Raw genomic sequence first — 15,015 nt, 5'->3', positions numbered from 1 at the left:
ATTATAATTGGTGAGGGCTGTCAGCGGCGTGACAGGACTATGACGGTTATGTCAGAGAATCGGTGATGATATATATCGTTCATACTTCAAGCTGCATATGCGTTGGCTGCGCTCGTTCACCCCAGTCATTTACTTAAGTAAGTGACCGGGGATTCCCTCTCTTGCCGCCTTCCTGCAACTCGAATTGTTTAAGGTATCAACGCCATTATCATAAATTACATCGCATGCTTGGGCAGCGTCAGAATAAAACGGGTGGCAAGCTGATCGGATGTCACCGAGACTTTCCCCTGATGGGCGATAACAATCGATTTCACAATCGCCAGGCCAATACCGCTGCCTTCGCCTTTACGCTGTCGCGAAGGGTCAACCCGATAAAACCGATCAAATAGCCGCGATAGATGCTGTGGGGGAATGGGGGGGCCGGGATTTTCCACGACTATCTGGACCAGGCCATCCGCCTCTTTCACCCGCACGGTTACCGACTCGCCTTTTGGCGTGTAGCGCATGGCATTTGAAAGCAGATTACTCATTGCCCGGCGTAGCATTAACGGATCGCCTGAAACCCAGCATGCGCGTCCTTCAAAACGTAAGCCAACCTCGCGCTCTTCTGCCCAGGCTTCGAAAAAATCGAACACTTTACCAACCTCATCGGCCAGATTAAGCGCTGTCTTTTCCGGGATAAGCTGATTGTTGTCTGCCTGCGCCAGAAACAGCATGTCGCTTACCATTTTCGACATACGACCAAACTCTTCAAGATTGGAATACAGCACGTCTTCCAGCTCTTTTTGGCTACGGGTTTGGCTGAGCGCAATTTCCGTTTGCGTGACCAGGTTGGTTATTGGCGTGCGGATCTCATGGGCAATATCCGCCGAGAAGTTCGACTGACGTTTAAATACATCCTCAATGCGTTCGATCATGTGATTAAACGAACTTACCAGCTGTTCCAGTTCAATAGGGACCGCTTGCGGATCGAGGCGCACATCAAGATCTTTTGAGGTGATATTTTGGATGCGCCGACTGACATTACGGATCGGTTCATGGCCTTTATACACAGCGAACAGCACGATAAATACAATCATCATGCTAATCAGCGATGCCGTCATAATCAGTTTGTTTTTCAGGTCGTTAATATAGTGCAGATGAAAATCGATCGATAACGCCAGATACAACGTATACGCCGATTTTCCATCAGTCAGCTTTCCTACCGGCAGGCGAATCATTCGCCAGTTAGACGACGTTTTTTGTCCGTGAATATGTTTGGACGTTTGCAGTGTTGGGCCGGATATAATAAAAACATCGCTGGCATGGGCATTTTTATCCGGTCTTGCGCTGGCGATAAATTGCCGGAGATCCGGCGCATTTGGCGAATGAAAAATGGCTTTCTGCTTACTGTCTTCCAGAGAAATAATGACGTTCGAGTAGCCCTCAACCACGTTTTTTAGCGTTTCCAGACGGCGTGATTCCGGCTCGTTGGGTTGGTTAATAATCCGCTCCAGCGTGGCGCTGATCTCTTGTAAATCATTGATGTCCTGCTCGGCGAAATGGACCTTCACGGAGTGGATCATTATCCATGCAAAGGCGAAAAATGAAGCGATCGTCGCCAGACTGATAAAAAAGGTCAGTCGTGTCGCCAGCGAAAAAGGGCGCCGCCATCGTTTACTGGGCATCAGGAACCTCAAGCATATATCCCACGCCGCGTACGGTCTGAATCAGTTTCGGCTCAAAATCGTTATCAATTTTGGCGCGCAGACGCTTAACGGCGACGTCGATGGCATTGGTATCGCTGTCAAAATTCATATCCCAGACCTGGGAAGCGATCAGCGAGCGGGGTAAAACTTCCCCTTGATGACGCAGGAAAAACTCAAGCAGGGTAAACTCTTTGCTGGTCAGAGTAATACGCGTCCCGCTGCGGGTGACTTTTCTGCTGACCAGATCGACCATTAAATCCGCGACCTGAAACTGGCTTTCGACAATCACCGCCGCCCCGCGGCGCAGCAGCGTTCTGACCCGCGCCAGCAGTTCGGCGAAGGCGAACGGTTTGACCAGATAATCATCAGCGCCTAATTCCAGACCCTTAACCCGATGTTCGATGGTACCCAGCGCGGTGAGGAGAAGAATGGGCATCCCTTTGTTAGCGGAACGCAGCATCCGTACGATATCCCAGCCGTTTACATCCGGCAGCATGATGTCGAGTATGAGCAGGTCGTAATCGCCGGTCATCGCCAGGTGGTACCCGTTCAGGCCGTTATCCGCTAAATCCACGACAAAACCCGCTTCCGTCAGGCCTTTCGTCAGGTATTCACCGGTTTTTTTCTCATCTTCGACTATCAACACCTTCATCGCATTCTCCTTCTCACACGGGTTGTGCGGACTTTCAATTCTAGGGAAGCGGGATCGGATAGCAATCGGTTATTGGGAAAATGACAGTTTTGTCATTTTCCTGTCACCGCTTAAACAGAGTCACTTCGTTAAAGTACAACGCTATAAATTCCTACATTTTTTAGGGCCATCAGTCCGGTCAGGACGAGAAGAACTATGAGCAAATTTAAGCTTCTTACCCTCAGCGCTGTATTCGTTCTCGCCGGTTGTTCATTGGCGCCGGACTATCAGCGTCCGACATTGCCTGTGCCGCAGCAATTCTCCTTAAGCCAGAACGCCCTGGTTTCTGCACCGGTGGGATATCAGGACACGGGCTGGCGGAGCTTCTTCGTTGACTCCCAGGTAAAGGCGCTGATTGGCGAGGCGCTGGTCAATAACCGCGATTTACGTATGGCAGTGCTAAAAGTTCAGGAAGCGAGAGCGCAATATGGCGTCACGGACGCTGACCGCTATCCGCAAATCACGGCAGGTTCCAGCGGTACTTACAGCAGCAAATTAAAAGGCGATAGCAGCACCGATCGTGAATTCGAAGCTGGACTTAATCTCAGTTTCGATCTGGACTTCTTTGGTCGGCTGAAAAATATGAGTGAAGCTGAGCGACAGAATTTCTTTGCCAGCGAAGAGGCGCGTCGGGCGGTACACATCTCATTAATCTCCAACGTATCGCAAAGTTATTTCAATCAGCGTCTGGCTTATGCACAACTGCAAATTGCCGAAGAAACGCTGCAAAATTATCAGCGTTCTTACGCTTTTGTTGAGAAGCAGTTGCTGACCGGAAGCACCAACGTACTGGCGCTGGAACAGGCGCGGGGCGTGATTGAAAGCACGCGCAGCGAAATCGCGAAGCGTAAAGGTGAACTGGCGCAGGCGAACAACGCGCTGCAACTGTTGCTGGGTACGTACGGGAAATTACCCAACGACCAGATGCGCAGCAGCGGGGATATTAAACCAGTAACGCTGCCGCCATCGCTCTCGTCGCAAATCCTGTTGCAGCGCCCGGATATTTTGGAAGCTGAACACGGATTAATGGCGGCGAATGCCAATATCGGCGCCGCACGGGCAGCGTTTTTCCCGTCGATTACCTTGACCAGTTCGGTTTCCAGCAGCAGCAGCGATCTTTCCAGCTTATTTAATGCGACCAGCGGCATGTGGAATTTTGTCCCCAAAATAGATATTCCCATTTTTAACGCCGGACGTAATCAGTCCAATCTCGACCTCGCTGAAATTCGCCAACAGCAGTCGGTGGTGAATTACGAACAAAAAATTCAGAACGCGTTTAAAGAGGTGGCGGATGCGCTGGTGTTGCGCCAAAGCATTGCCGATCAAATTAGCGGTCAGCAGCGCTACCTGACGTCATTGCAAATCACCTTACAACGCGCCAGAGCGCTTTATCAAAATGGTGCGGTTAGCTACATCGAAGTACTGGACGCCGAACGTTCTTTATTCGCTACGCAGCAATCGCTGCTCGATCTTAATTACGCCCAACAGGTTAATGAAATTAAGCTGTTTGCTGCCTTAGGCGGCGGTTGGGTGGAGTAATCCTTAATATTAATTTTTCAGGAGCATCAAGTATGAATACTACCGCCAAAGCCGTGTTGTTTAGCTTTTTCTCTGTGGTCATGTTTAACGCTCAGGCCAATGAGCATCAGCATGGCGAGATGATGAACATGCAGCCAGCGGCCCAACAGGAAGACGTCATTAGCGCCACCGGGGTGATTGAAGCTATTGATAAAGAAAGTAAAAAAATCACGATCAAGCATGATCCCATTCCCGCGGTGAACTGGCCTGCCATGACGATGCGTTTTACGCGGGTTGCCGACACCAAGGCTGACGATATTAAACCCGGCGATAAGGTTGCGTTTACGTTTGTTCAGCAGGGAAATATCTCTGTGTTACGCGATATTCACATCAGTAAATAACGTTCTCGCTGGTCTCTTTTATTCTTGCCCGGATTCTTCGAAATTCGGGTGAGACTATCGCGCAATGGAAATCACTATGGCGTCTTTAAATATTAAAAATACCGCGCTTATTCTCGCTGGCATGATTGTCGGTGGGGTTATTTCTGTCGGTATTTATACTTATTATTCATCAGCAAACGTAACGGCTGAAACCGGGCAGGCTTCGCAAAAAGAAGCCAGAAAAGTGTTGTTCTGGTATGACCCCATGTACCCGAACACGCGCTTTGATAAGCCGGGTAAATCACCGTTTATGGATATGGATCTGATCCCCAAATATGCCGATGAAGAGACCGCGAGCGCGTCAGCGCCTGGCGTGCGTATCGATCCTACTCAGACCCAAAATTTGGGTCTGAAAACAGAACCTGTGCGCCGTGGCCCGCTGCACTATGCGCAAACTTTCCCGGCTAACGTTAGCTATAACGAATACCAGTTTGTTATTGTCCAGGCCCGCTCCGCAGGCTTTATCGAAAAGGTTTACCCGCTAACCGTGGGCGACAAAATTAAGCAAGGTGCGCCGCTTATCGATCTGACGATTCCCGACTGGGTTGAGGCGCAGAGCGAATATTTGTTACTGCGGGAGACTGGCGGCAGTGCGACGCAGGTGGAAGGGATTCTGGAGAGATTACGTCTGGCCGGTATGCCGGAAGCGGATATTCAGCGCTTAAAATCGACGCGTAAAATTCAGACCCGCTTTACCCTGAAAGCCCCTATTGATGGGGTGATTACCGCATTCGATTTGCGTACCGGCATGAACATTTCCAAAGACAATGTGGTCGCGAAAATTCAGGGGATGGACCCGGTATGGGTCAGCGCGTCGGTCCCGGAATCTATCGCCTGGCTGATCAAAGACGCCTCGCAATTTACCATCACCGTGCCCGCCTGGCCGGATAAGCCTTTCACCATTAGCAAGTGGAATATCTTGCCAAGTGTCGATGCCTCCACGCGTACGCTGCAGATCCGTTTGCAGGTCAATAACCCTGATGAGGCGCTCAAGCCGGGGATGAATGCTTACCTGCAACTGAAAGCGCAAAGTGAACCGATGCTGCTGATCCCCTCAAAGGCGTTGATTGATACAGGCACCGAGCAACGGGTGATCACCGTCGATAACGAAGGTCGATTTGTACCGAAGCAGGTTGCGGTATTCCATGAATCTCAAGGGCTGACGGCTATCCGCTCAGGCCTGACTGAAGGTGAAAAAGTGGTGTCCAGTGGTCTGTTCCTGATTGATTCCGAGGCGAATATCTCTGGCGCACTGGATCGTATGCGCGCGCAGAACAGTGGTGCGCAAGACGCATCCGCAAAGCCAGCACAGGCGACCCATTCACACTGAGGACATGATAAATGATTGAATGGATTATCCGCCGTTCGGTGGCAAACCGTTTTCTGGTGATGATGGGGGCGCTGTTTCTCAGTATCTGGGGAACCTGGACTATCATTAATACCCCGGTTGATGCGTTGCCCGATCTCTCTGATGTTCAGGTGATCGTCAAAACCAGCTATCCAGGGCAGGCACCGCAAATCGTTGAAAATCAGGTGACTTACCCGCTGACCACCACCATGCTGTCGGTACCGGGCGCGAAGACCGTGCGTGGTTTCTCGCAGTTTGGTGATTCCTATGTGTACGTCATTTTCGAAGATGGCACCGATCCTTACTGGGCGCGCTCGCGCGTACTGGAGTATCTCAACCAGGTTCAGGGGAAATTACCGGCAGGAGTCAGCGCGGAGATGGGACCGGACGCCACGGGCGTCGGCTGGATCTTTGAATATGCGCTGGTTGATCGCAGCGGTAAACACGATCTGGCAGAGTTACGAACTCTTCAGGACTGGTTTTTAAAGTATGAGTTAAAAACGATTCCGAACGTGGCAGAGGTGGCCTCGGTAGGCGGCGTGGTTAAACAGTACCAGGTTGTTATCGACCCGATGAAGCTGACGCAATATGGCATCAGCCTGGCGGAGGTGAAATCTGCACTGGATACGTCGAATCAGGAGGCGGGCGGCTCGTCTGTTGAGATGGCTGAAGCGGAATATATGGTCCGTGCCAGTGGGTATCTACAAACGCTTGATGACTTCAATAATATCGTCCTGAAAACAGGGGCCGACGGTGTACCTGTTTACCTGCGCGATGTCGCGCGTGTGCAGATTGGGCCGGAAATGCGCCGTGGGATCGCCGAACTGAATGGTGAAGGCGAAGTGGCGGGCGGGGTGGTAATTCTGCGTTCCGGTAAAAATGCGCGTGAAGTGATCTCCGCCGTTAAAGCCAAACTCGACACGCTGAAAAGCAGCCTGCCGGAAGGCGTTGAGGTAGTTACAACATACGATCGCAGTCAGCTCATCGATCGCGCTATTGATAACCTGAGCTATAAGCTGCTGGAAGAGTTTATCGTTGTTGCGCTGGTGTGCGCGCTGTTCCTGTGGCATCTGCGTTCGGCGCTGGTAGCGATTATTTCCCTACCGCTGGGACTGTGTATCGCGTTTATCGTGATGCATTTCCAGGGGCTGAACGCCAATATCATGTCGCTTGGGGGCATTGCCATTGCCGTTGGGGCGATGGTCGATGCCGCGATCGTGATGATTGAAAACGCCCATAAGCGGCTTGAAGAGTGGGGACATCAGCATCCGGATGAAAAACTGGATAACGCAACGCGCTGGAAGGTTATTACCGATGCCTCGGTAGAGGTCGGCCCGGCATTGTTCATCAGCTTGCTGATTATCACCCTGTCGTTTATCCCTATTTTCACGCTCGAGGGGCAAGAGGGGCGACTGTTCGGCCCGCTGGCGTTCACCAAAACGTATGCCATGGCAGGCGCGGCGTTTCTGGCTATTGTCGTCATTCCGATCCTGATGGGGTTCTGGATCCGTGGCAAAATACCGGCGGAAAGCAGTAACCCACTTAACCGTTTCCTGATCCGTATTTATCATCCGCTGTTGTTGAAGGTGCTGCATTGGCCTAAAACCACCCTGCTGGTGGCGGTGCTTTCCATACTGACGGTTATCTACCCGCTGAATAAAGTCGGTGGTGAATTCCTGCCGCAGATTAACGAAGGCGATCTACTGTATATGCCGTCAACCCTGCCGGGGATTTCGGCGGCGCAGGCGGCGGATATGCTGCAAAAAACCGACAAGCTGATCATGACCGTTCCGGAAGTGGCGCGTGTGTTTGGTAAAACCGGTAAGGCGGAAACCGCAACGGATTCCGCGCCGCTGGAAATGGTCGAAACAACGATCCAACTGAAGCCGCAGGATCAGTGGCGTCCGGGGATGACGATGGACAAAATCATCGCCGAACTCGACAAAACCGTGCGCTTGCCAGGGCTGGCGAATCTGTGGGTTACGCCTATTCGTAACCGTATCGACATGCTTTCTACCGGCATCAAAAGCCCGATTGGGATAAAGGTGTCAGGTAACGTTCTGGCTGATATCGACGCCACGGCGGAACAAATCGAAGAGGTAGCCAGAACCGTGCCGGGCGTCGCTTCGGCGCTGGCTGAGCGGCTGGTGGGCGGGCGCTATATTAATGTGGACATTAATCGGGAGAAAGCAGCCCGCTACGGTATGACCGTTGGCGCGGTACAGCTGTTTGTCACCTCCGCGGTCGGAGGCGCGATGGTGGGTGAAACGGTGGAAGGGATTGCACGTTATCCGATTAACCTTCGCTATGCGCAGAGCTATCGTGATAGCCCGGAAGCGCTGCGTAATCTGCCCATTCTGACGCCCATGAAGCAGCAAATCACGCTGGCTGATGTTGCAGATGTGACAGTGGTTTCTGGTCCGTCGATGTTGAAAACCGAAGATGCGCGACCCACCAGCTGGATTTATATCGACGCCCGCGACCGTGACATGGTTTCGGTGGTGAACGATCTGAAAAAAGCGATCGCTGAAAACGTACAGTTAAAGCCGGGGACCAGCGTGGCGTTTTCCGGGCAGTTCGAGCTGCTTGAACGCGCCAGCCATAAGCTCAAACTGATGGTGCCGATGACGCTGATGATTATCTTTGTCCTGCTTTATCTGGCTTTCCGTCGCTTTGGTGAAGCGCTGCTGATTATTACCAGCGTGCCCTTTGCGCTGGTAGGGGGGATCTGGTTCCTCTACTGGATGGGGTTCCATATGTCGGTTGCGACCGGAACCGGGTTTATCGCCCTGGCCGGCGTTGCCGCGGAGTTTGGCGTAGTGATGCTGATGTACTTGCGCCATGCTATTGAAGCCGAGCCTGCGCTGGAAAATCCGCAAACCTTTACGGCGGATAAGCTGGATGAAGCGTTGTATCACGGCGCGGTGCTGCGCGTGCGTCCGAAAGCGATGACCGTGGCGGTGATTATCGCGGGCCTGTTGCCAATCTTGTGGGGGACAGGGGCGGGCTCAGAAGTGATGAGCCGCATTGCCGCGCCGATGATTGGCGGCATGATTACCGCGCCATTGCTGTCGCTGTTTATTATTCCGGCAGCTTATAAGCTGATGTGGCTGCACAGGCATCGTAGCCAAAAGTAATGCCTTGAAGCGCTCGCCTGCGTCGGTTTTGTTGCCGAAGCAGGCGGTGCGTTATGCCGCCAACGCTTTCACGCGTTTGCGGTACTCGCCCGGCGTGCAGCCAAATCCCCGTAAAAAGACTTTGTGAAACGATGATTCGCTGGCGTAACCCACCGACTCGGCAATAACGATCAACGGCTGCGATCCGCGTGACAGCATCTGGGCGGCGAATTGCAGGCGTAGCTCGGTTAACACCGCCAGCGGCGTGGAGTTTGATACTTCACGGAATAGCTGCGCAAAGCTGGCCCGCGACATATGGGCACGCTTTGCCAGTTCTTCGACAGTCCAGGGAAAAGCCGGTGACTCCAGCATCATGAAGACAACGGCACCCAGCCTTGGGTGCAGCAGTAAATTCAGCACATTTTTAGCGGGTGTCGGCTGGGCTAGCCACTCGCGAACGGCTAACGCGAACAGCGTAGCGCATTGCTGGCTGCAAACGATGTTGGAGCCAGGCAGATCGTTGATGTATTCCTGCTGCATCAGCGCAATCATGGCCTTCAGCCAGTGGCTAATGGGACTGTCATCTTCTGGTGCCAGTATTAATACTTCCGGAAGCGCGGTTAAAAAATAGCGTGAAGATATCTGCAATCGCAGGCTTCCGCAGACAATATGCGTTTGTTCTTCCCCTGTCTGGCACAGCCGATGCGCGGAGTTTTGAGGCAGAATGACTATTGTTCCAGGGCGTAACGTAGAAGACGTTCCGTCTGGCATATCCAGTTGAGCAAAACCCTGGGTTACCGTATGCCAGCGGATAACTGACAGCTCACCCGCCGCGTGTGGCAGTTGCCAGTCCCTGCTCAGCAGGCAGTTTTGATCAATCGAGCCCTGCGGGTCGTTAAGCATAAGTAATCGGCTAAGTGCATCCATAAAGACTCCTGAGCAGTTTTTGTTGATACTTGTCGAGATGAAGTAACGCTGCTACTCATTATTTCTTAAATAAATTTATGGTGTTAGTTTATTATCTCGATGGATTGAGTGGAAGAGAGATGGTAGTTATTTAGACGATTTGACAGTAATTTGCGCGATATGGATACATTGTTCATGCTTCCTTAAACCTATACTTCAGTTCAACAAACGAACAGTGACATGGCGGAGAGACAGCATGAATCAGTATCAGGCGATTATTATCGGATTTGGCAAAGCGGGTAAAACGCTGGCGGCTACCCTGGCGAAAACGGGCTGGCGAGTGGCGATTATTGAACAGTCAAACACCATGTATGGCGGGACATGTATCAATATCGGCTGCATTCCCACCAAAACCCTGGTACACGATGCTGAACTTCAGCATGACTTTGCTGCGGCGATGCAGCGCAAGGCCTCCGTTGTCAGCTTTCTGCGTGATAAAAATTTCCATAATCTTGCCGATCTGGAAAATGTAGATGTGATTGAAGGTCGTGCTGAATTCATTGATAACCATACGGTGCGGGTCGTGAAGCCAACAGGCGCGATTGAGCTAAGCGGCGAAAAGATCTTTATTAATACCGGCGCACAGGCAACGATGCCAAACGTGGCAGGGTTAATGACTACACCGGGCGTGTTTGACAGCACCGGGTTGTTAAGTTTGACGCAACGTCCGGAACGTTTGGGGATTTTGGGCGGCGGTTATATTGGTGTTGAATTCGCATCAATGTTTGCCAACTTTGGCAGTAAGGTCACCATTTATGAAGCCGCCCCACTGTTTTTAGCCCGCGAAGATCGGGATATTGCCGACGCTATCGCCAACATTTTACGCGACAAAGGGGTTGAGATTATCCTCAATGCCAGGGTGCAGGCGGTTTCGTCCCATGACGGCGCGGTGCAGGTGCAAATGCCGGAAGGCGTCCAGACTGTGGATGCGCTACTGGTGGCATCGGGCCGCAAACCGGCAACTGAAAATCTGCAGTTGCAGAAAGCGGGTGTGGATGTCAACGAGCGCGGTGCCATTGTGGTGAATAAATATCTGCGTACTTCGGCAGACAATATCTGGGCCATGGGCGATGTGACGGGGGGGTTACAATTCACCTATATCTCGCTGGATGACTTCCGTATTGTGCGCGACAACCTGTCAGGCGAGGGATTACGTAACACCGGCGATCGCCAAAACGTACCGTATTCTGTTTTTATGACGCCGCCGCTTTCCCGCGTGGGGATGACAGAAGAACAAGCTCGCGCCAGCGGCGCGGCGGTCCAGGTTGTCACCCTGCCTGTCGCGGCTATCCCGCGTGCACGGGTGATGAATGACACGCGTGGCGTACTTAAAGCGGTGGTAAATCGCGAAACGAAACAGATATTAGGCGTATCGCTGCTGTGCGTGGATTCTCATGAGATGATTAATATCATTAAAACCGTTATGGATGCTGGTTTACCTTACACGACATTGCGCGATCAAATATTTACTCATCCGAGCATGAGCGAATCACTGAACGATCTCTTCTCTCTAATAAAATAATAATATAGTTTGCATGATTGCCCCACCTGTGTGGGGCTTTTTTTTATCATATATAAAGAAATACTCATGAACAGTTATTCTGGCGTTATGGAGGAAATAAGATAAGCAATAATGTTTTATTCTATTACGAGTGAAATTACTTGTTAATGGAAATAGAAATGAACATGCTTAAAACTTCATTATTGTTGACTGCTTTACTGACCGCGCCGGTGACATTTTCTGCACTGGCACAACAGCCGGTCGAAGTAGCCCGCGTCAGCGTGTCGGCAATTGCCGCCGCACCTTCTGTTGTTGAACATGCAATCGCCAGACTGGCGCAGGAAAATAAGGCAACTTCCTGGAAAATCACCTCAATGCGCATTGATAGCAGCACTCACGCAACCGCAATTTTGTACAAGTGAGGAGAGTCTGAATGGAAAAGTATCTGCGTTTACTCAGCAAGGTCGATAGAATTGGATTAACATTGATTCGCCTGAGTATTGCCATTGTTTTTATCTGGATTGGCTTATTGAAATTTGTACCTTACGAAGCCGATAGTATTACGCCATTTGTTGCCAATAGTCCGGTAATGTCATTTTTTTATGAACATCCAGAAGAATATAAGCAGCATTTAACCCACGAAGGTGAGTTTAAACCGCAGGAGCGGGAATGGCAGAAGGCGAATAACACCTATACGTTCTCCAATGGCCTGGGCGTAGTCGAAGTGCTGATCGCATTGCTGGTGCTGGCTAATCCTGTTAGCCGTTGGTTGGGATTAATTGGTGGCGCACTGGCATTTGCTACTCCGATTGTGACTTTATCATTTTTAATTACCACACCGGAAGCATGGGTGATGCCACTGGGCGATTTGCACCACGGTTTTCCGTACTTGTCCGGAGCCGGGCGTCTGGTGTTGAAAGACACATTAATGCTGGCGGGAGCGGTGATGATCATCGCAGATTCATCGCGATCAATTATTAAGCAAAAGTATTGAATTTTTAACGTTGTACCCTCTGTAAGACAGTAAGCCTCTATAGTTCGATTCGGTAATTACCGGGCCAGCAGGATGCTGGCCTTTTTTCTGCCCTAAGGTAAATTTATTTTACAGGTGAAATATAATTATTCACTTTTTCACAATAACTAGTCGGAGCTATATTCCTGGTTAATGATATAGTGCAGTAAGCATTTTCTCTTCTTCTTGCGATAGCACGCCAGTCCGCATACTGCGTGGTCCTTCCATCAAAACCCATTCATTTCACTCTATTTTTTTCTGTGTAGTTCTTGCTATTTGTTATCTCAAAATGACATCTCAAAAAATTTTATTATTCTCTTTTGTTATAGTTAGCCAACAACTTCATGTGGTTTTAGGCATGGCTTCAGCTAGAATTAACTTTGATTAAATGTTTTTACGTATCAATAAATGGCTAAAGATAGTTAAAAACTTAATTTTTAACCAACTGTTCGACATGGAATCCACTATGGTAATTAAGCACCAGGGGTGGATGCTGATCTTGCGTTTTGTGAGTAACCAAAAGCGAGACATATCTTAAATATGGAAATAAGGGTTTTAGAATGAGCTTTGGATTAGCAAAGGACAACAAGTTTGAAATCATCGCTACCCTTCGTGAAGAGTTGCACAAGAAAACGAAACTTGAAGTTTTATGTGAAAACCATAGTGTTATCACGCAGTTAGAGAAGATTGATTTCGAGCGGTTTGTCATCTCCGGACACGAAGACATTGTTCCTGAAAAGGTCCAGTACTTTATCCTGCACAGTGAGAGTGGGATTGTAAAATTTAGTGCCAGATTCGAACAAACCTTATCAGCAGGTGTACAAGCAGGATTATCCTACTTCATCCCGGATATGATTTTCTTTGCCCAGCAGCGACAAAATCAGCGTTTTTCCTTCCTGAAGGGTTACGACTTTTTCTGTTTTGGTCGTTACAAAAACGGAGAAAACTACTCTCTGAAGATTAAAAACATCTCGCAGGGCGGTTGTGCATTAATTGTTAAAGATGTGAACTCCCGTTTTCTCTATAAAGATGCGGTGATTAAAAATGCCGCGCTGGATTTTGATACGTTTGGCTGTTTACAGCTGGATTTGAAAGTGATCGATGTCGTCATGATCAATGAATTTGATGAGGATAATCAATTGTATGCCTGTCATCAGATTTCATGTGAGTTCGATTTTAAAAATCGTCGTGAAGAGGCAGAGGTCGAGAAGATTATTATTAAATTTTTAATGAGTAACAAGATTTGATGCTGATAAGGAGCGATGAACAGGATGTTGATGTGTGGCAGTGATAATTTTGTGGGCAACGGTTTGTTCGCCTACCTGACAAGCAAACATGTACCGATACAAACATTCCAGTTTGAGGATATGTTGCATCAGTCATCATTATGCCAGCATCAAACCATGGTTTTTAATATCATTGATAACGAACAACCATGTTCAACTATCGTGCAGTTTTTGAATAAAAACCGCTTCAAGTTTTATAATAATGTCGTGGTAATTATTGCTGATAGTTTGGTGGCGAAATTATGTGTAGAGTTATTATATGTTGAAAAAACGATAGTTTTGACGGAGAAATCTTCACTGCGCGATTTCGGTCAACTGGCGTCGTTAACGGCCGGGAAATGGAATCCCCGGCTGTATCGTTCACAGAAAAGATTAACCGAGAGAGAGCAGCAGATTCTGAATTTATTGGTAAACGGATATACCGCCAGAGAAATTTCAGAGTTAGTCAGCCTGAATTATAAAACTATCCAGGCGCATAAAATGAGGGTCGTCACCAAGCTGGGACTGACCAATACCTCGGAATTAAATAAATTAATTGTCAGATTTACCCATCGTATGTCTTTTTTACCCTAACCTGGCCATTCTATTCTGATGTAACACACCTAATAGTAGATACAATTCGGGAGTGATATTGACTGGTTTTTAATTTTTATGATTTGTTGAGGGAGAGAGGAATGTTTAATTCTAGTGAGGTGTTAACCGCGCTTGAAAAGGCATTGAATACCAGTCAGCTTTATATGGTTTATCAACCAATTTTTAATTTGCGTAATCAGCGTATTAGCGGGTTTGAAGCATTAATGCGTTGGAATAGCCCCCAGATGGGGATGATCTCTCCCGATGTTTTTATTACCTTGCTGGAAGACAGCGGCAATATCATGTCAATTGAAGATATGGTTACCCACACTCCCTGGGATGTGGCAACCCGTTGGCCAGATCCCCTTGTATTGTCCGTCAATATTTCTGCGCTTGAATTCTGCGATCCGCTGTTACCCCAACGCGTCAGAAAAAATCTTACTGTATGTGGTCTCCCGCCCCATCGATGCCAGATAGAGGTCACGGAAACGTCGCCGCTGTGCGACAGTCAGGTCGCGGCTAAAAATATGACGGAGCTGAAGGCGATAGGGGTCAAAATTGCCCTTGATGATTTTGGAACCGGCCACGCCAATCTTAACTATCTGTTGAAATATCCTTTTGATACCTTAAAAATTGATAAGGAATTTATCGCCGGCATTGAACCCGATACCCGCTCAACAAAGATTGTTGAGGGTATAATTTCACTGGCGCACAATTTTGGTATTGAAGTTCTTGCTGAAGGGGTGGAAACCCAGTCCGAACTGGACCGGCTGATGCAGATTGGTTGTGACAAAATTCAAGGCTTTTTCATTTCTCCCCCGGTGTTGGCAGAAGAGATCCCGTTACTCCTGACGCAGTATAATCCTTAATCTTCTC

Annotated in this window: 13 protein-coding genes; 10 read left to right on the top strand and 3 right to left on the bottom strand. The window is 49.3% G+C overall.

What is annotated here, in order from left to right; all coding sequences use genetic code 11:
* Positions 1-215: 215 nt before the first annotated feature.
* Both KQJ19_RS08995 and cusR read right to left on the bottom strand, forming a co-directional pair.
* Positions 216-1,667 carry a Cu(+)/Ag(+) sensor histidine kinase gene (locus KQJ19_RS08995; RefSeq protein WP_049282488.1) on the bottom strand — a complete coding sequence of 484 codons (1,452 nt, stop codon included), beginning with the start codon at positions 1,665-1,667 and terminating at the stop codon, positions 216-218.
* The gene (gene cusR, locus KQJ19_RS08990; RefSeq protein WP_016152149.1) at positions 1,657-2,340 is read right to left on the bottom strand and encodes a copper response regulator transcription factor CusR; all 684 of its coding nucleotides are present in this window, start codon (positions 2,338-2,340) and stop codon (positions 1,657-1,659) included. The genes KQJ19_RS08995 and cusR overlap by 11 nt, the downstream gene beginning before the upstream one ends.
* Positions 2,341-2,535: 195 nt before the next feature.
* Here cusR and KQJ19_RS08985 point away from each other — a divergent pair, with 195 nt between their 5' ends.
* From KQJ19_RS08985 to KQJ19_RS08970, 4 genes are all read left to right on the top strand, one after another.
* Positions 2,536-3,918, top strand: coding sequence for an efflux transporter outer membrane subunit (locus KQJ19_RS08985; protein WP_216403573.1), 1,383 nt, complete (start codon positions 2,536-2,538; stop codon positions 3,916-3,918).
* Between the two features lie 32 nt (positions 3,919-3,950).
* Entirely contained in the window at positions 3,951-4,298 is a 348-nt protein-coding gene (gene cusF, locus KQJ19_RS08980) for a cation efflux system protein CusF (protein WP_016152151.1), read from the top strand.
* Between the two features lie 76 nt (positions 4,299-4,374).
* A complete protein-coding gene (locus KQJ19_RS08975; protein WP_216403572.1) occupies positions 4,375-5,667 on the top strand; it encodes an efflux RND transporter periplasmic adaptor subunit in 1,293 nt (430 codons plus the stop codon).
* An 11-nt stretch (positions 5,668-5,678) separates the two neighbouring features.
* Positions 5,679-8,822: a CusA/CzcA family heavy metal efflux RND transporter gene (locus KQJ19_RS08970; RefSeq protein ID WP_216403571.1), complete on the top strand. Its 3,144-nt coding sequence runs from the start codon at positions 5,679-5,681 to the stop codon at positions 8,820-8,822.
* A gap of 51 nt (positions 8,823-8,873) precedes the next feature.
* Here the strand turns inward: KQJ19_RS08970 and rclR are convergent, their stop codons facing one another.
* Positions 8,874-9,728: a reactive chlorine-specific transcriptional regulator RclR gene (gene rclR, locus KQJ19_RS08965; protein WP_216403570.1), complete on the bottom strand. Its 855-nt coding sequence runs from the start codon at positions 9,726-9,728 to the stop codon at positions 8,874-8,876.
* A gap of 235 nt (positions 9,729-9,963) precedes the next feature.
* Between rclR and rclA the strand changes: the two genes are divergently transcribed.
* The 6 genes from rclA to KQJ19_RS08935 all read left to right on the top strand — a co-directional run bounded on the left by rclA (position 9,964) and on the right by KQJ19_RS08935 (position 15,008).
* The gene (rclA, locus tag KQJ19_RS08960; RefSeq protein WP_216403569.1) at positions 9,964-11,289 is read left to right on the top strand and encodes a reactive chlorine resistance oxidoreductase RclA; all 1,326 of its coding nucleotides are present in this window, start codon (positions 9,964-9,966) and stop codon (positions 11,287-11,289) included.
* A 164-nt stretch (positions 11,290-11,453) separates the two neighbouring features.
* Positions 11,454-11,690: a reactive chlorine resistance periplasmic protein RclB gene (gene rclB, locus KQJ19_RS08955; protein WP_049282516.1), complete on the top strand. Its 237-nt coding sequence runs from the start codon at positions 11,454-11,456 to the stop codon at positions 11,688-11,690.
* Between the two features lie 11 nt (positions 11,691-11,701).
* The gene (rclC, locus tag KQJ19_RS08950) at positions 11,702-12,262 is read left to right on the top strand and encodes a reactive chlorine resistance membrane protein RclC (RefSeq protein WP_216403568.1); all 561 of its coding nucleotides are present in this window, start codon (positions 11,702-11,704) and stop codon (positions 12,260-12,262) included.
* A gap of 578 nt (positions 12,263-12,840) precedes the next feature.
* Entirely contained in the window at positions 12,841-13,527 is a 687-nt protein-coding gene (locus tag KQJ19_RS08945) for a pilus assembly protein PilZ (protein ID WP_216403567.1), read from the top strand.
* 24 nt (positions 13,528-13,551) lie between these two features.
* Complete coding sequence (locus KQJ19_RS08940) at positions 13,552-14,139, top strand: helix-turn-helix transcriptional regulator (protein ID WP_019076223.1); 588 nt, start codon at positions 13,552-13,554, stop codon at positions 14,137-14,139.
* 101 nt (positions 14,140-14,240) lie between these two features.
* A complete protein-coding gene (locus tag KQJ19_RS08935; RefSeq protein ID WP_216403566.1) occupies positions 14,241-15,008 on the top strand; it encodes an EAL domain-containing protein in 768 nt (255 codons plus the stop codon).
* The last annotated feature ends 7 nt before the right edge of the window (positions 15,009-15,015 follow it).

Source organism: Citrobacter sp. S46_ASV_140, from assembly GCF_018919545.1.
GTDB lineage: Bacteria > Pseudomonadota > Gammaproteobacteria > Enterobacterales > Enterobacteriaceae > Citrobacter > Citrobacter braakii.
This window is presented reverse-complemented; position numbering and strand designations above follow the sequence as displayed.